Genomic DNA, 23,098 nt, shown 5'->3' with positions numbered 1-23,098 from the left:
CGCGCAGCGCTGCTTTTCGCTTCTCGTCCCAAAAGAAGAACGCCGGCGCACTCTCGCGCCGGCGTTCTAGGCTCGAAACGTCAATTTACTTTGCGCGCTTCGCGTAAATGTACCAGTAGGCCATTCCAACGAGCACGCCGCCGACAATATTGCCGAGCGTGGCGGCGCTCAGGTTGAACAGAATGCCGCCCATCGTGATCGCGCCTTCGGCGCCAATGCCCATGGAGTTGAGCAAAAGGCCGGTGGGCAGGAAGAACATGTTGGCAACGCAGTGCTCGAAGCCGCAGGCGACGAAGGCGGAAATCGGGAGGATGATGCCGATAACCTTGTCAGTCACCGTACGTCCCGCAAAGCCAATCCATACCGCCAGGCACACGAAGATGTTGCACATGATGCCCTTCGCGAACAAGGTGAACCAATCGGGCGAAACCTTGCCTGCCGCAACGCTGACCATCGCCTGGCCAACGGCGCCGCCGTTCATGGCGTAGACCTGGGCGAAGTAAATCAGGGCAACAGCCACGAGCGCGCCAGCGAGGTTGCCGAACCATACGATGACCCAGTTCTTCAACATGCCGGCCCAATCGATTTTGCCTGACGCCTTCGCGCAGCACATAAGCGAGTTGCCCGTGAACAGCTCAGCGCCGCAGCACAGCACGAGCACGAGGCCAAGGCAGAAGCAAATGCCGCCGACCATGCGTTGCGCTGCGAACGGAATTGTGGGATCTCCCAGGAATACGCAGAAATACATGCCGCCGAACGCGATGAACGCGCCCGCGAGCATCGCCGATACGAAGCATTTGCCCGTGGCCATTCCCGCTTTCGTTACGCCGATGCCTTCGGTTTTGGCCTCGGTTTCTGCAGGTGAAAGCGCATCGGGCTTCATCGCTGCGACGCATTTCGCGTCGAGCGTGACGGAGTCTTTCGTTTCCATAACAACCTCCATCCATGTTGGGGCGTATGCCCCACCTTTTACGAAATGCTCGCGGTGAAATCGCTTCCCGCTTTCAGCATTCTGTAAATTTTCTCAACCGCCTCGTGCACCTCGGGCGTAAGCGGGCTCATGAATTCGAGCTGCGCCGGCTGGATGCCGAGGAACACGACACTACCACAACAGCTTTTGAGCTCTTTGAGCAAAAAAGAAATTGGGAGTGAGTGGGTAGTAAAAAGCATGTTTGTGGCGACATCGTCCTCATCGAGCACGGCAATCGTGCCCGGTTCTTCGGACATATCGGCCGCATCGACCAGCAAAAGCACGTCTGGCTGCATGCGGCGCACCACAGCAAGCTGGTCTTCGGGCATTTGCCCTCCGTCGATGTTCGTCCAGCCTTCGATGGGCCCCTTCTCGAGCATCTTCGAAAGCATGGGACCCGCCGCGTCGTCGCCGCGGAGCACGGCCCCTACCGTGAGAACAGCTTTTTTGCTCATGGCCTTCGAATCCTTCCCATGATGTAAGCCGCGCCTTCCCGCGCGAGCGTGTCTACCGTTGCGCTCAGCGATTCGTAGCATGCACGCGCTTCAGGCGAGAGCGTGCATGCGGCCTCTTCGAACGCCTGAAGCCCAGGCACGACCACAGCGAGATTCGTTTTGTCGATCTGAATCTCGCCGTGGCGCATCATGCCCTCGAGCTTATAGCGAAGATCGCTTTCGGGCATGGCCGCAACCATCTCTTCGTAAGACGAGAGCGGCGTGCGGAATTGTTCCTCGAAGCAGTCGATGACGCCCGTGTGGTGCCCCACTGCGAGCGTGTAGTACAGCACGTCTTGCGCGTCGTCGGGAATCGATTTCTCGGTGTCGACGAACTTCTTCGTGAGCTGGTAGAACACGACCTCGGCGACGCCCGCCTCGGCATCTTTGGCCGAGGCGGGCGCGTAGGGCGCGTAATCGTGTGCGTTACCTTCCATTGCCGATCAGCGCCTCGCTTACGATGGCGGCCGCTTTGCCGTCGCCACCTGCAACGACGACCTTCTCGAGCGCTTGCTTGAGCAGTGCCTGGTTGGCGTCGGCGTCGACCGTCATCTTGTTGAGCGTATCGCCCAGATGTTTGTAGACTTCGGCGCGGCGTGGATCGCTTTGGCCCTCGATGAGCGCGCTCACGGCGCCCATCACGTTTTGCGGGTTCTTTTCCAAAGTGGTCAAGAACTCATCTGCAAGCTGCTCGCCCTGCAGGTATCCCGAATACAGGCGCGCTTCTTTTTCGAGCGTGGTGCGCACCTTGTAGGGAATGTCCGCGTAGCGCAGCGTCGCCTGCTCGCCGGGCTTCTCGAAATCGTCTTTGTGCTTGAGCTTTTGGCCCAAAAGGCCAAGGGTCATCGCGAAGCCGTAGATGGTTTGGGCGGGAGTCGGCGGGCACCCGGGGATGTAGACATCAACCGGAATGATCTTGTCGGTTCCGCCCCACGTGCAGTAGTTGTCGTGGAACACGCCGCCCGTGCAGCCGCATGCGCCGTAGCTTACGACGAGCTTCGGGTCGGGCGCGCCGTCGTACGCACGCAGCGCAGGCATGCGCATGGCGCGCGTCATGGCGCCGGTGTACACCAAGATGTCGGCGTGGCGCGGGCTCGGCGTGTTCTTGATGCCGAAGCGCTCGGCGTCGAACACGGGCGTAATGGTCGAGAAAATCTCGATTTCGCAGCCATTGCAGCCGCCGCAGTCGACGCGGTAGATGTAGACGGAGCGCTTGATGTCGTTGAGCAGCGCGAGCTTGGCCTTCTGCACGCTTTCGTCAAGCGTGCGTTTGTCGGGCTGGTACTGGAGCGCCTCGGGGTATTGCCTATCGATTATCATCTTTGGCCTCCATCTTCTTCTTGCGCTTGGCGCCCTGCAGCTCGTCGTTGCGCTTGGCGCGATATGCGTCATCCTTGCGACGGCATGCCGGGCACACATGCGAAAGCTCGAGCGACTTGGCGACTTCGGGGCTGCCGGCGCTTTGCTGCAGAATGGCCGTTGCATAGGCGACCTGCTTGTTGGTCGCGTAGTACTTGCCGCAGCGCTCGCATGCCGCCAGGCTGTAGGTCGCCGTTTCCTCGAGGTCGTTTTTGTCCATGACGGCCAGCTCGAATTCCTTGCTGAGCTTGATGGCCTTCGTGGGGCATACCTCTTCGCAGCGGCCGCAGAAGATGCAGCGCCCGAAGTTGATCGACCAGGTGGTGGTGCCGGTCTCAACGTCGATTTGCATCTGAATGGCGTTAGGCGGGCACACGTTTGCGCAGGCCGCGCAGCCAATGCACTCTACGGCGTCATGCTCGGGCTTGCCGCGGTAGCCGTCGTATTGATGCAGCGGTGCCGCGGGATATTGCACCGTGGCATTGCCGGTGCGCAGGATTTCCTTGATCGTCTTAAGCATTGCGCACCTCCTAATCTTTCAGCGGCGAATGGCGACGGTCGGCGCAGTAGTTCTCGAGCTGGGTCTTGCTCAAGGTTTTCTGCGTGCGTTTGTTCACGTCGACGACGGTCACGCGCTCCGTGCACGAGTAGCACGGGTCGAGGCTGCCCACGATAAGGGCAGCGTCGGAAATGGTGTTGCCGCGGAACATGTAGCGCAGAACCGGCCAGTTGCTGTACGTGGATGCCTTGCAGCGCCAACGGTAGCACTTCTGGTTGTCGCCGACCATCGACCAGTGCACGTCCTCGCCGCGCGGGGCCTCGGTGAAGCCGAGCGCGAACTTGTTCGGGTCGTAAGTCCAGCCTTCGGTGAGCACGGGGCCCTTCGGCAGCTCCATGTCGAGCAGCTCTTCGATGATGTCGATGCTGTCGAACACCTCGCCGATGCGCACGAGCGTGCGGCCAAGCACGTCGCAGGAATCTTCCGTGATGGGCTTGTGCTTGTCGGCGATGAGCTTGTAGCCGTCGAACGGATGCACCCAACGCGTGTCGCGGGCGAAGCCCGATCCGCGCATGAGCGGGCCGACGGGGCTGTAGTCGCGCGCGATCTTCTTGTCGAGCACGCCGACGCCTTGGGTGCGCTTCATGAAGTTCGGGGTCGAGGTCATCTCGTCCACGAGGCGCTTCACGTCGGCGCGTAGCTCGGCCAGAAGGCGGCGGGTTTCGATCGTCTGCTCAGCGAGCATGTCGCGACGCACGCCGCCAATCAGGTTCAAGCCGTAGGTCTTGCGGGCGCCAGTCAAAAGCTCGGCCAAGTCCATCGCCTTCTCGCGTACGCGGAAGAAGTGCTGGAAGCCCGTGTCGAAGCCGGTGTAGTGGCACACGAGGCCCAAATTGAGCAGGTGCGAATGCAGACGCTCGGTCTCAAGCGCGATGGAGCGAATGACCTGGGCGCGCAGCGGCACCTCGATGCCCTGGGCATGCTCGATGGTCTCGGAATAGGCCACCGAGTGCGCGTAGCCGCAAATGCCGCACACGCGCTCGGCCAGGAACGGCACCTGATCGTAGTTCATGCGCGATTCGGCGCATTTCTCCATGCCGCGGTGGATGAAGAACAGGCGGTAGTCGGCATCGATGATGGTTTCGCCATCGACGAACAAGCGGAAGTGGCCAGGCTCGTCAGAGGTGATGTGCAAAGGACCCATCGGGATGATGGTGGTTTCCTTCTCGCCCGTTTCCTTCAAGAACTCGTAGCTCTCGAGGTCGCTTGTGGGAGCGGGACGATAGCGGTAGTCCATCGTGTCCTTGCGCAGCGGGTACATGCCGGCCGGCCAGTCGTCGGGCAGCACGAGGTTGCGGCCGTCGATGATGCCCTCGGCCTTCAGGCCGAACATGTCTTGCACCTCGCGCTCGCTCCATACCGCGGCCGGCACCTTCGCCGACACGGCGCGGAAGGTTTCGGTATCGCGCGGCACTTCGACGCGAACGGTGAGGAAACCGCGGTCCTCGCCTTCCATGGAGAGCACGTAGTACAGCGCGTAGTGGCCGTTGAGCTGGCGCTCGTCGTTGCCGACCATAACGGGCATGAAACCGTCGCGCTGGTAGTACAGATACTCGATGACTTCAGGCGCGGCGTCGGCCTCGACCGTGACGGTCACCTGATCTTCCGCCTGCCACTCGTAATGTTTCACAACTCCGGGGAAGTTATTCTGAACCGCCTCGATATGCGACTCGCACACCCTCGCGCGAGATTTTGCTGTTGCAGCCATAACTCCTCCTTATTCCATCGTTTCCGATGCGCCGAAGAGGCTCGAGAACAGGGGCTCTTCGTGCAGCGCGTTGACGTCGGACTGCAAAACGATGGCGGTCGCGTCCTCGACGCCTGCGATAACCGGCTGGGGCATCGCGACGCCGAACCACAAAATGACGGCGACCATAATGATCTCGGGGGCCAACGCCAGCGCGCCGACGTCGCCCTTCTTCACGGTATCAGGCGCTTCGCCAAACACGGCGCCAGTCACCACGTGCACGCACGCCGCCACGACGATGGTCAGCGCGATGCCGAACAGCACCACGAGCGCGATGTGTCCGCCGAGCACGCCTGCGGCGAATGCCATGATTTCAGACACGAACATGGCGAACGGAGGGAAGCCGGCAAGGGCGAAGAAGCCGATCGCCATGAGCACTGCCGTGGTGGGGGCCACGCGCAGAATGCCGCTGATCTTGTTCAGGTCGCGGGTGCCGTACTTCATGAGCACGTTGCCCGAGATGCAGAACAGCAGCGCCTTGGTGAAGCCGTGCGTCACGCAGTGCAGAAGCGCTGCGGCGATGCCGAGCGGTCCGCCGAAGCCCAAACACAAAGCCACGATGCCGATGTTTTCGCAGGAGTGGTACGCCAGCTTGCGCTTGAGGTCGTCTTGCGAGAACACGGCCAGGGCGGCCATGCCAACCGAGATCGCGCCCAGAATGAGCATGACGGTTTGCGGGAAGGTGGGGCCGACGGCCTGGATGGCCAGGATGTAGAAGCGGATGACGATGAGCATCGCGCACTTCAAAAGCACGCCGGAAAGCAATGCCGAAACGGGGCTCGGGGCCTCGGAGTGGGCATCGGGCAGCCAGGTGTGCATGGGGAACAAACCGGCCTTCGTGCCGAAGCCGATGGCGGCGAACACGAATGCGATTTGGATGAGCTGGGCGTCGAACTGCGTTGCGTAAGGCAGGATCGAGGTCCAGAACACGGCCTGGGTCGGGTCGGCCATGAGCGCGTTCGCGTTGGCGTAAACCAGCACGGTGCCGTACAGGCCGAACGCCACGCCGGCGGTGCACACGATGACGTACTTCCACGCCGCCTCAAGCGAGAGCTTCGTGTTGTAGGAGCCGACGAGGAACACGGTCGCAAGCGTGGTCGCTTCGATGGCGGCCCACATCATGATGATGTTGTTCGAGGTCACAACCAGAAGCATCGAGAACACGAACAGGCTGAAGAATACGTAGTACTGCTTCACCTGGCCAGGGCCCATGTTTCCGATTTCGATGTCGTGGCGCACATAGGCGATGGAGTAGATACCTGTGAGCAGACCGATCACGCCGATAAGGGTGGCGAAGATCGAACCCAGACCGTCGAGGCGGAACCACAGGCCGCATGCCTCGATGGCGGTACCCGACACGAATTCGTTGACGACCAGATAGATTGCCAGCACGCACACGGCGCCGACCGACAAGATATGAATCGATTCATACGCTGCGGCGGGCACGGCTTTGGAAGGCAAAACCGCCATGAGCAGCGCGGCGATCAAGGGGATCGCAAGCAGAACGACGAGCATAGTCGCGAAATCCATGATGACCCCCCTAACCCTTCAATTTCGAAAGCTCATCCGCGTTGAGCGTATGAGTGCAGTTGTAGATGCGCAGCGCCACGATCGCCATGATGATGATGGCGAAAATGGCGTCGGTCGCGATGCCGACCTCGACGAGCTCAGGCGCCTGGGGCGCGAGCAGGGCGAGCGTGACATGCGAGCCGTTTTCCATCAGGCAGTAGCCGAACATCTGCTTCAAGATGTTGCGCTGCGTGATGATGCAGGTCAGGCCGATGAAGAAGTGCGCAAGCGATACGGCGAGCGCGGGCTTGACCTCAGCCGCGGTGGGAAGCTGGATTCCCATAACGGCGATGAAGCACACGAGCAGCTCAATGGCCACGAGCACGATGGAGAGCACCGGCGTGGTGGAAGAGCCTTCCGTATTTTCGGGCGCGCCCATCTTCTTGTACGCGTACAGAACCACGGCGGGCACGAAGATGACCTTCGTGAGCGTTGCGGTGAACGACCACGTGAACAGTTCGGTCGAACCGGTGGTCATGCCGAGCGTAATGAAGATGGCCACGAGCACGCACGACTGCGCGGCGTATTCGAACGCGGAGGTGCGCGGCGAGCGCGTGAGCATGACCGACAGCGAGGTCACGATGAGCAACGCGCCCAGGATATTCACGAGAACATATCCGTTCATTGTTGCCTCCTATCCGAGCCACGCTGCAGCGATGAAGCTGGAGCAAACGGTCATGATGATCAATACGATGAACACGCCGACCATGGGCTTAGGCAAAGCCTGGCTGTTGGCGACGGTTTCGGAAGGCTCGCCCGGAATGACCGAGCCCATCCACTTCAGGAACCATGCGAAGCACGCGACGGTTTCGATAAGGCCAACGACCACGATGGCCGTGAGCAGCCAGTTGCCCTGCGCGGCGGTGAAGGAGCCTGCGAAGATAGCGAACTTGCTGAAGAAGCCGTTGAACGGCGGGCAGCCCGCGATGGCGAGCGCCGCGACGCCGAAGCCGACGGCCAGAAGCGGCTGCTTCTTCAAAACGCCCTTCAGCTTAGGCAGCATACGGGTGCCCATGGTGTAGCTGAATGCGCCGGCAACCAGGAAGAACAGCGTTTTCGCGAAGGCGTGGTTGAACATGTGCATCACGCCGCCGTCGAAGGCGAGCTGGCTGCCGAACACGAAGAAGCCGAAGCCCAGGAAGATGTAGGACAGCTGCGAGATGGTCGAGAAGGCCAAGAGGCGCTTCATGTCTTTCTGGGGCAGGTACATGAAGAAGCTGAAAATCATGGTGACGATGGCGCCGATCACGATGACCCAGCCAACGGCCTCGGGAATCACGCCAGCAGAAGCGAGGGCGCGTGCGAGCACGGCCACGCCGACCTTAACCATGGAGGCGCCGTGCAGGTAGGCCGAAACGGGCGTGGGGGCTTCCATTGCGGAAGGCAGCCACATGTAAAACGGCAGCTGGGCCGATTTGCCCCATGCGGCGATGACGATGCATACCAGAACGGCGATCTTCCACGAATCGGACAGGCCGGCGATTGCGGAAATCTCGAACGTGCCCGCCTGTGAGAACAGAAGGCAGGTCGCGATGTAGAGACCCAGCGCACCGATATGCGTGAGGATGAGCGCCTTCATGGCCGACTTGTTCGCGGTGGGCGTGCCATAGTAGCCGATAAGGGCCCACGAGCATGCGCCCGTGATTTCGAAGAACACGAGCTGGCACACGAGCGTGTCGCTGTACACGAGGCCCGCCATGGCACCGATGAACACGGTGAAGAAGGCATAGAAGCGGCGGCGCGGAGCATCGGGATGCTCACGGTTGCCGGCGTTCATGTAGCCAACCGAGTAAATCGAGATGAGCAGGCCGATTCCAACGAACGCGGTGGCGAGCATGACCGACATCTTGTCGAAGATCAGGCTCAGAATGGTCGCGTTGCCCATGGAAGCCAATGCGACGGTAACGGTCTCTCCTCCGTTTTGCGCGAGCATTGCCCATACGGCGATGGTGAGCGCGGTCGACACGCTTGCGGCGCCGATGCACAGCCATTTCGCGCAAGGTTGCGGCGCGACCACAATGACGAGGGCCGCGACGAACGGGATCACGATGGCGCCAAGGGCGAGAAGGGAAATAGTTCCAATCATGTCAATTACCCCCTTCTACAATCCCAGAACGCAGAACACGAAGCCGAACAGCGCGAGTGCTACAACGGCCCAGGTCTGGCGGCCAACCAACTTGTAGCGCACGCGGGAAACGATGTTCTCGAACACGCCGCAGATGAAGAAGAACACGAGCATCTTCACGAGCCATGCCGCCAAGCCACAGGCGAGCGCGGGAATCGTGAGCTCGGTTGCGGCGCCCCACGGAACGAAGATCGCGATAAACCAGCTGGCCACGATGATCTGCTTCATGGAAAGCGCCATTTTGCCCATCGCGAGCGAAGGGCCGGAGTATTCGGAAAGCGGGCCTTCCTGCAACTCCTGCTCGGCTTCTGCCAGGTCATACGGCAGTTTGCCAAGCTCGATGTAGCACGCCGCGAAAAATGCGAGCGCCGCTACCAAAACGCCCACGGGCGCGCTCACCGAAAGGTCTGCCACGGCGGCGCCCATGCCGCCGATGGCGGTGGTGCCGGTTGCGAGCGCCACGGTGAACAGCGCGAGCATCATGGCCGGCTCGACGAGCACGCCAATGATGAGCTCACGCACGCCGCCGATGCCTGCGTAGGCGTCGGAGGAGTCAATCGCGGAAAGCGAGAAGAAGAAGCGCGGAAGGGCGAGCAGGTAGAGCACCAAAATGATGTCGCCGAGCCAAGCAATGGGGCTTGCCATGGTGATCATGGGAATGCCCATCGCGAGCACGAGCAGCACGCCCATGAACAAAGGCGGCATGAGCTTGTGCACGAAGCTCGAATCTTTCGGGTGCACGTCCTGACGGCGGAACAGCTTCGCGATGTCGTAGTAGTCCTGCAGGATGGATGGTCCCTTGCGGGTGTGCATCTTCGCGCGCAGCCAACGGGCAGAGCCCGAAACGAGCGGCGCGAGCAGCACGAGCAGAAGGGCTTGAACAAGTGCAATGATGATTTCCATTTCGCCCTCCTACTTCATCAATACAGCCAAGGTGAGGAAGAACACGAGCGCAACCACGATGTAGATGATGTACACGCGGAAATTGCCGCCCTCGATCTTCTGAACCTGTTTGCTGATCCAGTTGACGAACGATGCGGTGCCGGCGACGACGTACTTGTCGCCGACGGTTTCGGCTTTCGCCGCGCCAGACACGACGTTTCCAAACATTGCTTGGAACGACCCCGCCGTGGAAACCACGGCTTCGCGTGCGGCGTAAATCGGCTTGAGGAACATCTTCACCTCAGCCGCGAAGGTGGTTGCCACAACCGGCATCTCGGGGTCAAGCGCATAGCCGCATGCCCACGGGTCGCGGTCGCTTGCGACGCCGCCCTTGGAGAACAGGCTGCGAGCAGCCACAGGAACGAGCACGCAAGCGATGAGCAGAATCGCGAGCATCGGGGTGGACACGACCGAGCCGATTGCCGGGTTCGCGATATCGAGGCCGCTTGCGACGGCGATGGTCGCCTGGCCGGTGGTCGCCGCGGCGATGTTCTGCATAACGGGGGCCACCCACGGGGCGCCAATGCCCAGGCATATGCACATAACGGCGAGGATGATCATGCCGATGCGCATGGAGGCGGGCACCTCTTTGGCGTTGGCGGCAGCCTCGGAACGCGGCGCGCCCAGGAAGGTGACGCCGTAGGCCTTCACGAAGCAGGTAACCGCGAGCGCGCCGGTGATGGCCAGCGACACGGCGGCGAATGCCGCGAAGAAGCGAACGATGATATCGCCAGTGATGGCGACCGAGAACATGGACTGGTAGATGAACCACTCAGACACGAAGCCATTCAACGGCGGGATGGCCGAAATGGCGAGCGAGCCGATGAGGAAGCACATGGCCGTGGCGGGCATGACGCGAGCCAGGCCGCCCATGATTTCCATGTTGCGGCTACCGGTGGTGTAGAGCACCGAGCCTGCGCCCAAGAACAGCAGGCCCTTGAACATCGCGTGGTTGAGCACGTGATACAGGCCAGCCATAATGCCGAGCACGGCGATGACCGGCTGATTGAGGGCCATGCCCATGTAACCGATGGCGATGCCCAGCAAAATGATGCCGATGTTCTCGACGGAGTGGTATGCGAGCAGCTTCTTGATGTCATGCTCGCCCAAAGCGTAGGCGACGCCGAGCACGCTCGAGAGCGCGCCGATCACCAGAATGACCAAGCCCCACCACAGCTGAACCTCGCATGAGCCCAAAAGATCGAGGCCGACCTTCACGATACCGAAGATACCGATTTTGATCATGCCGCCCGACATGAGGGCCGAAACGTTCGAGGGCGCTGCGGGGTGCGCCTGCGGCAGCCACGAATGGAACGGGAACATGCCCGCCTTGCAGCCGAAGCCGCAGAACGCCAGGATGAAGCACAGGCTGGCAATTGCGGGGCTGAACTGCGTGGCGCGGAACGTCGCGAATTCGAAGCTTCCCGTGTTGGCCGCCATGATCAGGTAGGAAAGCATGATCATGAAGAAGCCGACGTGGGCCATGATGAAGTAGAGGAAGCCGCCCTTGATGGACTGGGGCTTCTGCTCCACGATGACCAGGAAGTACGAAGTCAGCGACATGAGCTCGAAGAACACGAGGAACCAAAACGCGTTGTCGACGGTGAGCACCATGTTCATCGAGGCCACGAACAGGTTCATGAAGAAGCCGATGGCGCCAAGGCCCATGCCCTTGTATTCGTCGAAATACGCCAGGCCGTAAATCCAAGCGACGAGCGCGAGGATGTTAATGGCCACGAGCAACAGTCCCGACAGGGGGTTGATGAGCAGCGTGAAGTTCGCGAAATTGAACGGCGTTGCGAAGCAGATGAACTGCTCTGCGCCGAAGATTCCCGTTGCGCCCGCGATGATCGAGCAGCACGCAGCCACGATGCCGAAGAGGCATGCGACGACCTTCGCGGTGTTTTCAGCCTTGCTCAGGCACAGCGCGACGATCGCGCCCACGATGGAGACGACGGTGGAAACAAGCAACATATCCATTTCCTATTCCCTCCCCTCGTAGTCTTCAAGCATCACCAAGCCGGCCTCGAGCGCTTCTTTGCGCTTTGCCTCCAGGTCGGCCTCGGTTCCGTCAGTTTCGATGAGCGTGAGCGCCTCGGTGATGCAGGCGTCGACGCAGTGCGGTTTGCAGCCGTCGTATTTGCACAGGTCGCATTTGACGGCGACCGGCGAAACGCCGATTTCCCATTGGAGAATGGGGTCGAGCGAAGCGGCAAACGTGGGAGTGTTGTATTCGATGCCCGCAACACCGGCGCGGCCGGTGCCGGACATATGAATCGCGCCAAACGGGCAGGTCACGGCACAAAGCTTGCAGCCAATGCAATGCGATTCGTCCACGCGTACGCAGCCGTCGTCTTCATGCTTGATGGCATTGACGGGGCAAACCTTCACGCAGGGCGCGCCTTCGCAGTGGTGGCACGTGAGCGATGCGACGACGTCGCGGCTCTCGTACAGGGCAAGCCTCGGCTCTTTCTGCAGACCAGCGCGCTTGTGACCCTCGCTGCAAGCGGCGCGACACGTTCCGCACGCGACGCAGCGGCTGGGATATATGGCGATAAAGCGATTCATTCACTCCTCCTTTCCTTCTGGTTGACGTGCAGGGGTTTGCGCCCCCGCACGTTGAGACGTTCGTTTAGGCGTGGGCGCTTACCTTGCCGGCGTCGCCCTGCTCTTCGTGCAGGTCGTTGTAAGCGACGCCCACCTTGCCCTGCCATTGCTCGTTGGCCTCGGCGGCCAAGCGCGCCTTGAGCTCCATGTAGAGGTTCTCGGCGTGCTGCTCGGCCCAAACCTGGTCGTCAACGCGCTCGACTTCGATGGCGCAGTACTTGCTTTCAGGCGTGCGCGAACGGTCGTCGACGGCGTGGATGGTGAGGTCGTTGCATTTGCCGATCCACCACTGGTACGTCATGTACACGGCGCCCTCGTTCACGCGGTCGTCGACGAAAGCGCGGGTGATGATGCGGCTGCGGCGCGAGCTGACCCATACCATGTCGTCGTTCTTGATGCCGCGGGCTGCGGCGTCGACGGGGTTGATGTGGGCAAAGCCGGGCTCTTCGGCAAGGTTGGACAGCTGCTCGCAATTGCCCGTCATGGAACGGCAGGAGTAGTGGCCGACTTCGCGAACCGTGCACAGCACGAGCGGGTACTGGTCGTCAGGCAGCTCGGTGGGGTCGACGTATTCGTGCGCCACCAGGTGCGCCTTGCCTTCCGGGGTGGTGAACTTGCCGCCCAGGAACAGGTCGGGAGTGCCGGGATGCTCGAGCGTGGGGATGGGCCACTGCGCATGGCCGACGCCCGCCATCTTCTCGTAGGTCGCGCCGTATGCTGCGGGCCACATGTTGCGGCATTCGTGATCCCAAATGTCTTGGGTGTTCTCGTAATGCATGTCGTAGCCCATGCGCTCGGCGATCTCGCTGAAGATCTGCCAGTCATGCTTGCATTCGCCCTTCGGCGGCACAGCAGCGCTGAAGTACTGGAACGTGCGGTCGCAGGCAGAGAAGACGCCCTCGTGCTCGCCCCAGCTCGTTGCCGGCAAAATGACGTCGGCGGCGGCACTGGTCTGCGTCATGAAGATGTCTTGCGAGATGAACAGGTCGAGGCCTTCGAGTTCTTCGGCCAGATGCTGCGTGTCGTGATCGGTTTGCAGCGGGTCTTCGCCGAAGTTATAGAACGCGTGGATCTTGCCTTCCTTCACCAAGTGGCCCAGGTCGGTGACCTTGTAGCCGATATGGTCGGAGAGCTTCTCGACTGGGATGTTCCAGTTGTCAGCGAACTTCTGCTTGATGGCAGGGTCGGTGACGCTTTGGTAGCCCGGGAAGAAGTTCGGCAGAGCGCCCATGTCGCATGCGCCCTGAACGTTGTTCTGGCCACGAACGGGGGCAACGCCGGAATTCGGCTTGCCGATTTGGTGGCTGATGCAGGCAATCGCCGCGGCGGTGTGCACCGCTTCGACGTTTTGCTTCTGCTGGCACACGCCCATGCCCCAGCAAATGATCGAAGAAGGCTTGGCCGTCGCGTACATGCGGGCCGCTTCGCGCATCATGCCCGGGTCGATGCCGGTGATGTGCTGGGTCGATTCGGGGGTGTACTTCTCGATGGTCTTCCACCACTCGTCAAAGCCGAGCGTGTGCTCGCGCACGAATTCCTCGTCCATGAGGCCTTCGTTGACGATCACGTTCGCGAACGAATTGAGGAAAGCGATGTTGCTGCCGTTTTTCAGCGGCATGTAGATGTCGGCGATGCGCGCGGTTTCGATGAAACGCGGGTCGGCGACGATGATTTTCGCGCCCTTTTCCTTGGCCTTCACCATGCGGCGAGCGACCAGGGGGTGCGAGGTGTTCGGGTTGTAGCCGAACAAGAACAAGCAGCCAGCGTCCTCCATGCCGGGAACGCCGCAGCTCATAGAACCAGCTCCAAGTGTGTCAATCAGACCGACGACAGTGGGGCCGTGTCAAACACGAGCGCAGTTATCGATGTTGTTCGTGCCAATGCACGCACGTGCGAATCGCTGCGCCGCCAAGTTGGATTCATTGCCGGTACCGCGCGAGGAACCGGTGACGAAAATTGAATCGGGTCCGTACTTCTCTTTGATTTCCGTGAGCTTGCTCGCCACGAAGTCGAGAGCGGTATCCCACGAAACGCGCTTGAGAGGCGCGCCTTTCTCCTCGCGCATCATGGGATGCAGCACTCGAGGAGTGAGGATTTTCGTGTCGTTGATGAAGTCGTAGCCGAACCAGCCCTTCAAACACAGGAAACCCTCGTTGGTGAGACCGTTGAGAGGTTCAGCGCCTACGACGAGATCGTTCTCGACCAGCAGGTTGAACTTACAGCCGGTGCCGCAGTATGGACACACGACCATGTGTTTCTCCATGAGTCTCCCCCTTTCTTTCCCCTGTCGCCGCCTTATGCGGCGACCCCTTTGTTAAGCCAGCGCCGCAGCTGCCGCTGCGCGTTGGTTGCTCGTATGGGCCTCGATGTCGTCGGAATCGACAATCATGAGTGCCTTCGAGGTGCATGCCTCGACGCATGCAGGACCGCCCGGTCGATCGACGCAGCGGTCGCATTTGATGACGGTCGCGGTTTGCGCCGCCCCTACGCGAATGCCGCCAAGGTCGCCGGAGTCGTAGCGCGAAACCACGTTCACGGCGCCATACGGGCATGCCACTACACAACTTCTGCATCCGATGCAGCGCTCCATGCGAACTACCACGCGGTCGCCCTCGTTGTAGAGAGCCTTGGTGGGACATGCGTTGGCGCATGGCGCGTTTTCGCAGTGATGGCATACGATGGGCGCGGTGCGTTCGCCCGATTGCACGACGTTGAGACGAGCGATGGGCATATCACCCGGCACGAAGTGCTTCACGAGGCATGCTGCCATGCATGCCTTGCAGCCGATGCATTTGCGTGGGTCTGCGATTACGAACTTATTGCCCATAGATGTCTCCCCCTTTCCTTCTTCCCCTTTACTTTCTCGCCGCTTTCTCTGCCGGGCTTCTTGTAAGGCTCCCCAGTCTTTTCATGGGCCTGGCACAGGTTTCGACGTAGTTAACAATAAACCTCCTTCATAATTTCTTCAAGATAAATATCGGGCAAAATTACTCTTGAACGCGGTTAAAAGAGGGCCTAAAAAGGCGGTCATTTTTTGGTATGTGTTGCACTATTGGCCGATTTAAGCCGATATTTACGAATGAAATGGAAAATGCCTTGGACAAGTTTCGATTCCTGTCCAAGGCATTAGTCGAGAAAAATTTTTTTCGTATGAGCGAGAAGTTTCGGTTGAATAAGTATGCGATTACTTCGCAAAAATACGCTGGAACTCGCGCAATGCCTGCATATCTTGCAGGTATGTGTCGGCGTTCACGAGCGCGACCTGCGCTTGTCCGCCTTGGCTGATGAAAATGGGCTCGTCGCTCTCGATTGCCTCTTGGGCAATTTCGGCGAAATTCGTGCCGAGCTCCTCGGCGCTGTAGTGTTTTGCCATGATTGCTCCCCTTTCGATGCCGTCGATCGCCATCCATGGCGTCTTGGTGGTGGATTATAGCTTTAATGGGTGCTCTGTACAGGGGATTTGGTAAAGAAGAAAACGCGTGCCGTTTTGGGGTCGCTTATGCAAGCGACGGCGCAATTCCTTGTGCCCGACAGTGCGCGAAAAAGCCGTGGGCCCTCCCTAAAATGAGCTCTGAAACCCTGGAATCAGCTCATTTTCAATGCGATTTCGACGTAATATAATGTCATTACAAAAGTTGTTCAAACATGAGTAAGGAGGCTGAAATAATGGCAAAAGATGCCCTTCTGCAGGTTCGAATTTCACCTGAATTGAAACAGGAGGCGGAAGATGTGTTCTCAAGCCTTGGCCTTACGACGTCGGAGGCCGTTCGGCTGTTTTTGACCAAGAGCGTTCAGGAGCAGAGGCTGCCTTTCGAGCTGTCTTCGCAGCGTCCTTCGGGCAAGCTCGAAGCGTTTGGCGCGCTGAATATATTCGCAAGCCCCGCCAAGCGCGACCAAGAGCGCGGCGCATGGATTACTTCTTTGAACGAGAAAGGTGGGCAATAGCCATGGCAACGATTCTTGACGAGACGGCGATCCTTCGTTACTTGCTCAAGGATAATGTGCATCAAGCTCAACGTGTTGCTGATGTCATTACAAGTGGTGAAGCGTACGTCTATCCCGAAATCATTACGCGCGTGTGCGTTGTCTTGCGCGATGTGTATCGTGTTCCGCGCTCGGTTATTGCCCGCGTGCTCGATTGGCTTCTCGATGATGTGAATGCGCCCGAAAAGGCTGAGATTCGTTTGGCGGTTCGTTATTTTGGGTCCACGACCATGGACTTCACCGATTGCATGATGCTTGCGCGCAATGTGCGTTCGGGGCATGCGATTTTGAGCTTCGATAAAGGCGTATTGAAAAAAGCGCTCATGTAATCGATTCTGACTGGCGTTAGGTGCTTCTTGACTCTTTATTCGAGATGCACGATTAAAACGCCTCAAATCGCTTCTCGTGAGGTCGATTTTTCCTCATTGGAAACAAGTAAGGCTCGCTGGCGCTTTTGCCCGCGAGCCTTACCTATATATGCTTGAGCTCTATGGGATTTTCCGCGAACACCGTTTCACCACATTTGCCAGAACTGAACATGACCCCTTTGATGTTCATGTCAAACTCCAGCACAATAGGAACCCATAAAGAGAGGTCTCAAGGCGTCGGCCTTGCATCTGGAAGGAAGTTCCTATGCTGAAAGTTTCGAAAACCGCGTTGCTTTTCATTGCTGGCATTGTGTGGCTCGCAGCAGGCGTGAACATCGCTCGACTCGGTATTCTTTCGTTCGGCCAAATGAGCCAGAACATGTGGTGGCTGCTCGTTATTGGGGCGATCGCCGTGTTCACCGTGTTTCATATCAAGGTCTTCTCGAAGATGGTCGGAAAGCATGCGAATCGTATTGCTGGCTACGTTGGGGATAAAATCGCCTTCTGGCGTTTCTTCGATGCTTCTGGCTACATCATGATGGCCATCATGATGACGGGCGGCATTAGCCTTCGTGCCTTCGGCCTGGTACCGAACTGGTTCATCGCCTTCTTCTACACGGGCCTCGGCATTGCCTTGGCGCTTTCGGGCATGAGCTTCCTGGGCCGCTTCGCTCGCCGTGGCAACCTGCCCGTTCCCTGCCCTGCCCTCTTTCGCTTCTTCTCTCGCGAGTAGGCCTTCGATCTGAAACCTGCTAAATGCTCGTAGCGTTTAGCAGGTTTCGATAAGCGAGTTCGGTCTCGAACCCATCATTGGATGCCTCTCCCCTGCTTCTTGAAATCATGATTGGTTTCGGAAGCGGGGGTTTTCTTTTGCCCGAATACCCGCTAAACGCTACGAGCGTTTAGCGGGTTCCAAGCTTTTTCGTCCTAAAAAAGGCCCCGACGTTTGTCGGGGCCTTAGCTGTGGATTCAAAGCCTCTTTACGCTTCGGTAGCTTCCGCATCGTCTCCGTCGTATTCGCGATGGTCTGGAATCAGGAAGATGAAGACCAACGAGCTGATGAGCAGCATAAAGGGGTAGAACAAGCACGGAATAATCTGGAATGCCGTTATTGCATAGCCGGCGCTTGCGGTCGTTGCAATGGCGATGAGCATTTGGGCGCCATAGGGGATGATGCCCTGGAAAACGCACGAGAACGTATCGAGGATAGATGCGGTCTTGCGGCGCGAGATATTGTAGGTTTTCGCCATGTCCGCGGCGATGGGATTGGCCATAACAATCGCCACGGTGTTGTTCGCGGTTGCGATGTCCATGCATCCAACCAAGATACCCATGCCAAGCTGGCCGCCTTTGCGATTCTTGAACGTGTTCTTAATGGCATTGAGCAGCCATATGAAGCCGCCATATTCGCGAATGAGCGCGCAAATGGCAGAGACCAGAATGGCAACCATCGTGGTCTCGAACATGCCCGCTGCACCGGTGCCCATGCTCGTGAGCAAATCGGTTGCGGCGGTGGCTCCCGTGGCAACCATGATAATGGCACCGGAAAGAATGCCCAAAAGCAGAACGATGAACACGTTGATGCCAATAATGCCGCCTGCTAAAACTATCAGGTACGGGATGAGCTCGATAAGTTCGTATTCATGAATCACCGCGCCTGTGATGTTCGCGTTGAACGACAGCACCAAAATAATCGCGAGCGATGCCAACGCGGCGGGCAGTGCGATTTTGAAGTTCTCGCGGAACTTGTCTTTCATGGCGCATCCTTGACCTTGGCACGCCGCGATTGTCGTGTCCGAGATGAATGACAGGTTGTCGCCGAACATCGCGCCACCCATGACTGAGGCCACGCAGAGCGGCAAATCGAAGCCGGAAGCGGCGGACACGGCAACGGAAATGGGCGTGATGAGCGTGATGGTACCCACCGAGGTTCCCATGGCGAGTGAAACGAAACAGCTCACGACAAACAAAACGGCCACCGCAAACTCGGGCGGAATGAATGAGAGCATGAGGTACGCGACGCTTTCGGCGCTGTTGCGGCCTACGGTGCCTACGAATATACCGGCTGCCATGAAGATGAGAATCATAGTGACGATCGTCTTATCGCCAATGCCGCGACCCATGATGGCCAGCTTGTCATCGAAGCTGAGCTTGCGATTCTGGAAGCATGCCACCAGAAGCGCCACCAAGAAGATTACGACGATGGGAATGCTGTAGAAGCCCATCTCAATCTTCAGGACGTACTCAAAGAGAATTCCCAGGCCCAGGTAAAGCACAAGGAATACCCCGATCGGAGCGAGCGCCCGAAGGTTACCTTTTTCCATTTTGATTATTCCTCTCTGTTTGCATAGCCTTTCCATTGTAGCGAGGAATGCGAACGTTCCAGGTGACAACGACGGTTATTGCTCGTCAAATTGGATGTTTGGCTTCGATATCGTGTTGTGCGAGCTTTTATGCCAGGTTTTGAGCGCAGTTGCTCCTCCGCTGGTCAATTGATTGTTACTGAGTTCCTGTTCTGCAAACGCAGCCCGTGCATTGCTCGATGCCAAAAGGATGGTCCTTTCTGGTGGTTGGCTTTGAGCCAGTGCCCTATCATGGGACATACTTTATACATTTACGGTTTCCAGCCACCATTTGCCCTGTCGTTTTTATAAGCGCTATTCGAAGCTTTGGTGGTTGCAACAAAACGTTATCGATTCGACAGGCGGTGTGTTGTGGGTAATTCGGACTCTTCTTTTGCTCCGCTTGATGAAGAGGTTGTTGCGCAATGGCTCGATTCTCTCGATCTTTCATCTTCGACTAAGAACACGTATAAACGTGCATTTAAATCGTTCTGCGCCTTCGTCAGTGACACCTCCCTTGATTTCGATACCCTTATAAAGCGCGACATTGTTTCGTTTCGCGAATATCTTGCTGTTGATAAACGCTTGAAGCCAACAACCGTTTCTAATTACCTTGGTGCCGTGAGATCGTTCTTCTCTTATGCAGAAGAAAATGGAATACCCAATATCGCTCGTGGCGTTCGAGGCGAAAGAGTGTCACGGGATTTCAAGAAAGCCTCCCTCTCCGTCGTTCAAGCTCGAAGATTGCTTTCATCCATCGACCGTGAAACGGAAGCAGGCATGCGAGATTTTGCGCTGCTGAATCTTATGCTTCGTACTGGATTGCGCGATATTGAAGTGGTTCGTGCCGATTGCGGCGATATCCAAACGGTATCGGGCGTTGATGTGCTCTATATTCAAGGTAAGGGCCGACCCGGTAAAGACAATTACGTTGTGCTTACCGAAAGCGCTTTGGCGCCTATTCGCGATTATCTTAAACAGCGCTATGATTCACGTGGCGGCTCTCCCCTCTTTACCTCGGTTGCTCGCCGGAATTCTGGAGAGCGGCTTACAACGCGCTCTGTATCTCGTATTGTTAAAGAAGCAATGCGGAAAATAGGAATCGATGACCCTCGCTATACCGCGCATTCTTTGCGCCACACCGCCATTACGTTTTCTCTGCTTGGCGGCGCGAGCGAGCGTGAGGCCCAACAAATGGCCCGTCATGCCGATATCAGCACAACGATGATTTATGCCCACAACATCGATCGCATCAAGAATGCCGCCGAGAATAATATCTCGCGCCTTTTAGACTAAGCGCTTTGAAGAAAGGGGCACCATTTCATTTCGTCATTCTCGCTACGGTTTCTTAGTACTGATATAAGCGATAGGCATCTAGGCCTGTTAATAAGGCTTTCATTTGATACCAGCCCTATTTTTCCTGCCGCCTCCCATCTCATTTTTCTTCGAGACGGGAGGCGTTTTTTATACACAGGCTTCCAATGGCGTGACCCTGGCCGATCATTTCCTCTCTTTGGGGTTCCGAGCCTGCCGTATTTATTGGTTCCGAGAGTGCTTACTGCCTCTTCTGCTGCTGGTTTCAGTGTTCTTCTACATATTTCCGCTCGCGTTTTTTAGTTCTAGACCGCTACTTTTAAAACAATCGATACGAGCAGGGGATATGAGATAGTTTACTTTGTATAGAGTGCGATATCTTTACTTATTAGATTTTATAACCTAGCAGCAAATTACGACGATATTGTCATGGGACCGGGTCGACCGTCGTCCGATCGACCTCTCTTGGCAGGGTGGGATGCCTTTCGCGCCGTTGAAGATTTCTTCCCTCAGATCCTCGGTCAACTCCAGGAATGCGGTATTGATTGAACCGCCTTTCGACCCCTTGAGGGACGTTCTAGCGGCTTCTAACGTCGGAATTTATGCGGGTAGAGCCCGATACTTGCTTTTGGTACCTAAGACCCTTAAAACGCCTTGAATTCGATGTGGAACTTGCCGTTATTTCGCTTGTTGTCCATATCCAGCCTCGAAGCGTTGGCTTATCTGCAATGGACTTTTAGGCTTTCACGTTATAAAATCTTATCGTTCTTAGTGTCACCCTTATGGGTTTGGAAGATCGATGTTTGGAGTTGCTCGTTTTGGCTCAACCCTCCCCTCTCTCTACGTTTAATCTTGATGAGGCTATTGCCGAAAGTCTTCGTGCTGAAGCGGAGTTTCGTCGTTACAATGCATCTGCTACGGCGCTTACTGACTGCCTTGAATCGAATGGCTTTATCGAACTTTCCGTTGACCTTACGCGCGATGAGCTTCTTCAGGGCTATGAGGCTTTGACTTACGTTGAACCTGCTTTGGCCTCATCGGGTACTGCGCATTTCGATTCCAGCATTGGTTCTTTTTCGATTCGGCCGCTTGCTCCGGTAATGACCGTTCCGCCGACCGCTTTGCAGTTTTACTTCGATTTGTTCGGACTGGGCGACCCTGAGAAACATGCGTATAACGAAGTGCTCGTTAGCTATCTGCATCTTCATGACGATCGTGAGCAGACGTATAAACTTTACGCATGCGACTCCCTTGCTGATATCGAGTTCCTCCTTTCTTCAATTCGTAATGAGCCTGCGCTCATTTTCACCGGGCGTTTTCAGACTCGAAATGGCGCATACCGCATGCCCCTTAATACCCAGCGCGCTCAGCAGCGCACGCTGAATGCGATTTGCGTCGATATTGATCCGTCGCATGATGGCGTCGAGGATGAAGATGGCCCTATGGACCCCGTTGTTTTGGAGAAAATTTTCGAGCGCATTGATGGTAGGCTTTTGCCGTCATACGTCTGCCTTACTGGTCGAGGGATTCATCTCTGGTACATTTTCGATGAGCCCTTGCAAACGTTCCGAATTCATAATCCGCGGCGTACGAAATACAAAGCCTTGGCCGATACTCTCTATGCGTATTACGACCTCATTTGTTTCGACCTTCCTTGCGTGCTCGATACGCATTGCACTTCGCTCAATCACGGTTTCCGCGCTCCGGGATCGCTTACGAAACGCGGTGAAGTTGTTCGCTGCTTTTGCCCCGCTGACCGCGTTTTCAAGCATTCTACGGTGAATCCGCTTTCGCTTTCTCACGTTTTGGCTTCTTTCGATCGTTTGCCATATGCTTCTGAGCTGGTTCTTTGCGAGGATGACGTGCGGTGGAAGTCGTTTGAAGACATTGCTGACGAGATTGAGGCTCGCCAGAAGGCCTTTGAGGAAAAGCCTGCAAGCGAAGATCAGCTCGTGTTTATTCGCGATTTATACGAGAAGGGGAATTTGACTCAGGCTGAGTTCGATACCGCCGCCTCGTTGAATGCTCCTGGGGCGAGCATTCTCATTCAAAAGGGCGTGCGCCGTCGTGGGCAAAAGCAGGAATCTGGGAATAGGCGTCCCGTTCGTTCTCGCTGGAAGACTCGCCCCCACCCCTTGATTGCAGGTGAAACGGGCGGCGTGTATCAAACGATTTACGAGAATCTGCCAAAAGTGCCTCTGGGCAGGCGATATTTGTCGCTTTATATGCTCGCCGGAGTTGCGTATATGATGGTTCAGCCTGTTAAAACGCGTAAAGAATTGCAGCGCGATTATCTGGATTTGCTGAATACTCCATGGGCAAAAATGGGCACTCCCCTCACCCGTCGAGATATCGATAACGCCTTGATGGGCTACAAGAAGGATAACTGGCAGACGAGGAACTCCGAGGTTCGCACTCTCGGCTTCGATCCATTTGGCGAGCCAGAGAAGCGCAATGGTCGTACGCGTGTTGCTCATCTTGAAGAGGTCGCTCGTCCTGCGTATTCCCAAAAATCTCGAGACGAGAAAACGGCGGCAATCGCGAGTGTGCTGGTTGAAAACCCTGGCGCGTCGAAGAATTTCGTTTCCAAGGTTACGGGCATCTCGTACCCTACCGTTTTGAAGTACTGGCTTGCTGCGTGCGATTTGGCAAATGTCGATGATACGCGATCGGGTAATCATTCTATATAGTTTATTACCATGGATGCTTCGCTCTTTA

General features: G+C 57.4%; 21 protein-coding genes. 5 read left to right on the top strand and 16 right to left on the bottom strand.

Annotated elements, in window-relative coordinates; translation table 11 throughout:
- Positions 1–85 precede the first annotated feature (85 nt).
- From Q0D41_RS04485 to Q0D41_RS04415, 15 genes are all read right to left on the bottom strand, one after another.
- Positions 86–931 (bottom strand): formate/nitrite transporter family protein, encoded by an 846-nt coding sequence (locus Q0D41_RS04485; RefSeq protein ID WP_294375809.1) that lies wholly within the window; start codon positions 929–931, stop codon positions 86–88.
- Between the two features lie 38 nt (positions 932–969).
- Positions 970–1,425: a hydrogenase maturation peptidase HycI gene (gene hycI, locus Q0D41_RS04480; protein ID WP_294375807.1), complete on the bottom strand. Its 456-nt coding sequence runs from the start codon at positions 1,423–1,425 to the stop codon at positions 970–972.
- Positions 1,422–1,901, bottom strand: coding sequence for a formate hydrogenlyase maturation HycH family protein (locus Q0D41_RS04475; protein ID WP_294375804.1), 480 nt, complete (start codon positions 1,899–1,901; stop codon positions 1,422–1,424). The genes hycI and Q0D41_RS04475 overlap by 4 nt, the downstream gene beginning before the upstream one ends.
- On the bottom strand, positions 1,891–2,784 hold the full coding sequence (locus tag Q0D41_RS04470) for an NADH-quinone oxidoreductase subunit B family protein (RefSeq protein ID WP_294375799.1): 894 nt from the start codon (positions 2,782–2,784) through the stop codon (positions 1,891–1,893). The genes Q0D41_RS04475 and Q0D41_RS04470 overlap by 11 nt, the downstream gene beginning before the upstream one ends.
- Complete coding sequence (locus Q0D41_RS04465; protein ID WP_294375796.1) at positions 2,771–3,343, bottom strand: formate hydrogenlyase complex iron-sulfur subunit; 573 nt, start codon at positions 3,341–3,343, stop codon at positions 2,771–2,773. Before Q0D41_RS04465 ends, Q0D41_RS04470 begins: the two co-directional genes overlap by 14 nt.
- Positions 3,344–3,353: 10 nt before the next feature.
- Entirely contained in the window at positions 3,354–5,090 is a 1,737-nt protein-coding gene (locus tag Q0D41_RS04460) for an NADH-quinone oxidoreductase subunit C (RefSeq protein ID WP_294375793.1), read from the bottom strand.
- Between the two features lie 9 nt (positions 5,091–5,099).
- The gene (locus Q0D41_RS04455) at positions 5,100–6,659 is read right to left on the bottom strand and encodes a hydrogenase 4 subunit F (protein WP_294375792.1); all 1,560 of its coding nucleotides are present in this window, start codon (positions 6,657–6,659) and stop codon (positions 5,100–5,102) included.
- A gap of 10 nt (positions 6,660–6,669) precedes the next feature.
- A complete protein-coding gene (hyfE, locus tag Q0D41_RS04450) occupies positions 6,670–7,323 on the bottom strand; it encodes a hydrogenase 4 membrane subunit (protein ID WP_294375790.1) in 654 nt (217 codons plus the stop codon).
- 9 nt (positions 7,324–7,332) lie between these two features.
- Entirely contained in the window at positions 7,333–8,784 is a 1,452-nt protein-coding gene (locus Q0D41_RS04445) for a hydrogenase 4 subunit D (protein WP_294375788.1), read from the bottom strand.
- Between the two features lie 15 nt (positions 8,785–8,799).
- A complete protein-coding gene (locus tag Q0D41_RS04440; protein ID WP_294375786.1) occupies positions 8,800–9,726 on the bottom strand; it encodes a respiratory chain complex I subunit 1 family protein in 927 nt (308 codons plus the stop codon).
- 9 nt (positions 9,727–9,735) lie between these two features.
- The gene (gene hyfB, locus Q0D41_RS04435) at positions 9,736–11,745 is read right to left on the bottom strand and encodes a hydrogenase 4 subunit B (protein ID WP_294375784.1); all 2,010 of its coding nucleotides are present in this window, start codon (positions 11,743–11,745) and stop codon (positions 9,736–9,738) included.
- Positions 11,746–11,748: 3 nt separating this feature from the next.
- A complete protein-coding gene (locus tag Q0D41_RS04430) occupies positions 11,749–12,333 on the bottom strand; it encodes a 4Fe-4S binding protein (RefSeq protein ID WP_294375781.1) in 585 nt (194 codons plus the stop codon).
- 64 nt (positions 12,334–12,397) lie between these two features.
- Positions 12,398–14,635 carry a formate dehydrogenase subunit alpha gene (gene fdhF / locus Q0D41_RS04425; RefSeq protein WP_294375778.1) on the bottom strand — a complete coding sequence of 746 codons (2,238 nt, stop codon included), beginning with the start codon at positions 14,633–14,635 and terminating at the stop codon, positions 12,398–12,400.
- Positions 14,636–14,686: 51 nt separating this feature from the next.
- Positions 14,687–15,199 (bottom strand): 4Fe-4S dicluster domain-containing protein, encoded by a 513-nt coding sequence (locus Q0D41_RS04420; RefSeq protein WP_294375776.1) that lies wholly within the window; start codon positions 15,197–15,199, stop codon positions 14,687–14,689.
- Between the two features lie 357 nt (positions 15,200–15,556).
- Positions 15,557–15,745: a hypothetical protein gene (locus Q0D41_RS04415; RefSeq protein ID WP_294375774.1), complete on the bottom strand. Its 189-nt coding sequence runs from the start codon at positions 15,743–15,745 to the stop codon at positions 15,557–15,559.
- A gap of 293 nt (positions 15,746–16,038) precedes the next feature.
- On the opposite strand from Q0D41_RS04415, the gene Q0D41_RS04410 reads away from it, so the two are divergent.
- From Q0D41_RS04410 to Q0D41_RS04400, 3 genes are all read left to right on the top strand, one after another.
- The gene (locus tag Q0D41_RS04410; RefSeq protein WP_294375771.1) at positions 16,039–16,317 is read left to right on the top strand and encodes a type II toxin-antitoxin system RelB/DinJ family antitoxin; all 279 of its coding nucleotides are present in this window, start codon (positions 16,039–16,041) and stop codon (positions 16,315–16,317) included.
- Between the two features lie 2 nt (positions 16,318–16,319).
- Positions 16,320–16,685 (top strand): PIN domain-containing protein, encoded by a 366-nt coding sequence (locus Q0D41_RS04405; protein ID WP_294375768.1) that lies wholly within the window; start codon positions 16,320–16,322, stop codon positions 16,683–16,685.
- A gap of 304 nt (positions 16,686–16,989) precedes the next feature.
- Positions 16,990–17,457 (top strand): hypothetical protein, encoded by a 468-nt coding sequence (locus tag Q0D41_RS04400; RefSeq protein WP_294375763.1) that lies wholly within the window; start codon positions 16,990–16,992, stop codon positions 17,455–17,457.
- Between the two features lie 247 nt (positions 17,458–17,704).
- On the opposite strand, the gene Q0D41_RS04395 is transcribed toward Q0D41_RS04400, so the two are convergent.
- Positions 17,705–19,048 carry a Na+/H+ antiporter NhaC family protein gene (locus tag Q0D41_RS04395; protein WP_294375761.1) on the bottom strand — a complete coding sequence of 448 codons (1,344 nt, stop codon included), beginning with the start codon at positions 19,046–19,048 and terminating at the stop codon, positions 17,705–17,707.
- A gap of 390 nt (positions 19,049–19,438) precedes the next feature.
- On the opposite strand from Q0D41_RS04395, the gene Q0D41_RS04390 reads away from it, so the two are divergent.
- Both Q0D41_RS04390 and Q0D41_RS04385 read left to right on the top strand, forming a co-directional pair.
- Positions 19,439–20,362 (top strand): tyrosine-type recombinase/integrase, encoded by a 924-nt coding sequence (locus tag Q0D41_RS04390; RefSeq protein WP_294375759.1) that lies wholly within the window; start codon positions 19,439–19,441, stop codon positions 20,360–20,362.
- An 821-nt stretch (positions 20,363–21,183) separates the two neighbouring features.
- Positions 21,184–23,070 (top strand): hypothetical protein, encoded by a 1,887-nt coding sequence (locus Q0D41_RS04385; RefSeq protein WP_294375757.1) that lies wholly within the window; start codon positions 21,184–21,186, stop codon positions 23,068–23,070.
- Positions 23,071–23,098 lie beyond the last annotated feature (28 nt).

It is taken from the genome of uncultured Slackia sp. (assembly GCF_934630525.1).
Lineage (GTDB): Bacteria > Actinomycetota > Coriobacteriia > Coriobacteriales > Eggerthellaceae > Slackia.
Note: the sequence above shows the minus strand (reverse complement) of the source record. Positions and strands in the feature narration are given on the sequence as shown.

Coding starts and splice junctions, on each gene's coding strand:
- Q0D41_RS04430 (WP_294375781.1), bottom strand. CDS start 12,333: ATGAATCGCTTTATCGCCATATATCCCAGCCGCTGCGTCGCGTGCGGA.
- Q0D41_RS04445 (WP_294375788.1), bottom strand. CDS start 8,784: ATGATTGGAACTATTTCCCTTCTCGCCCTTGGCGCCATCGTGATCCCG.
- Q0D41_RS04465 (WP_294375796.1), bottom strand. CDS start 3,343: ATGCTTAAGACGATCAAGGAAATCCTGCGCACCGGCAATGCCACGGTG.
- Q0D41_RS04455 (WP_294375792.1), bottom strand. CDS start 6,659: ATGGATTTCGCGACTATGCTCGTCGTTCTGCTTGCGATCCCCTTGATC.
- Q0D41_RS04395 (WP_294375761.1), bottom strand. CDS start 19,048: ATGGAAAAAGGTAACCTTCGGGCGCTCGCTCCGATCGGGGTATTCCTT.
- Q0D41_RS04440 (WP_294375786.1), bottom strand. CDS start 9,726: ATGGAAATCATCATTGCACTTGTTCAAGCCCTTCTGCTCGTGCTGCTC.
- Q0D41_RS04475 (WP_294375804.1), bottom strand. CDS start 1,901: ATGGAAGGTAACGCACACGATTACGCGCCCTACGCGCCCGCCTCGGCC.
- hyfE (WP_294375790.1), bottom strand. CDS start 7,323: ATGAACGGATATGTTCTCGTGAATATCCTGGGCGCGTTGCTCATCGTG.
- Q0D41_RS04405 (WP_294375768.1), top strand. CDS start 16,320: ATGGCAACGATTCTTGACGAGACGGCGATCCTTCGTTACTTGCTCAAG.
- Q0D41_RS04410 (WP_294375771.1), top strand. CDS start 16,039: ATGGCAAAAGATGCCCTTCTGCAGGTTCGAATTTCACCTGAATTGAAA.
- Q0D41_RS04420 (WP_294375776.1), bottom strand. CDS start 15,199: ATGGGCAATAAGTTCGTAATCGCAGACCCACGCAAATGCATCGGCTGC.
- hycI (WP_294375807.1), bottom strand. CDS start 1,425: ATGAGCAAAAAAGCTGTTCTCACGGTAGGGGCCGTGCTCCGCGGCGAC.
- Q0D41_RS04460 (WP_294375793.1), bottom strand. CDS start 5,090: ATGGCTGCAACAGCAAAATCTCGCGCGAGGGTGTGCGAGTCGCATATC.
- Q0D41_RS04415 (WP_294375774.1), bottom strand. CDS start 15,745: ATGGCAAAACACTACAGCGCCGAGGAGCTCGGCACGAATTTCGCCGAA.
- Q0D41_RS04400 (WP_294375763.1), top strand. CDS start 16,990: ATGCTGAAAGTTTCGAAAACCGCGTTGCTTTTCATTGCTGGCATTGTG.
- Q0D41_RS04470 (WP_294375799.1), bottom strand. CDS start 2,784: ATGATAATCGATAGGCAATACCCCGAGGCGCTCCAGTACCAGCCCGAC.
- hyfB (WP_294375784.1), bottom strand. CDS start 11,745: ATGGATATGTTGCTTGTTTCCACCGTCGTCTCCATCGTGGGCGCGATC.
- Q0D41_RS04485 (WP_294375809.1), bottom strand. CDS start 931: ATGGAAACGAAAGACTCCGTCACGCTCGACGCGAAATGCGTCGCAGCG.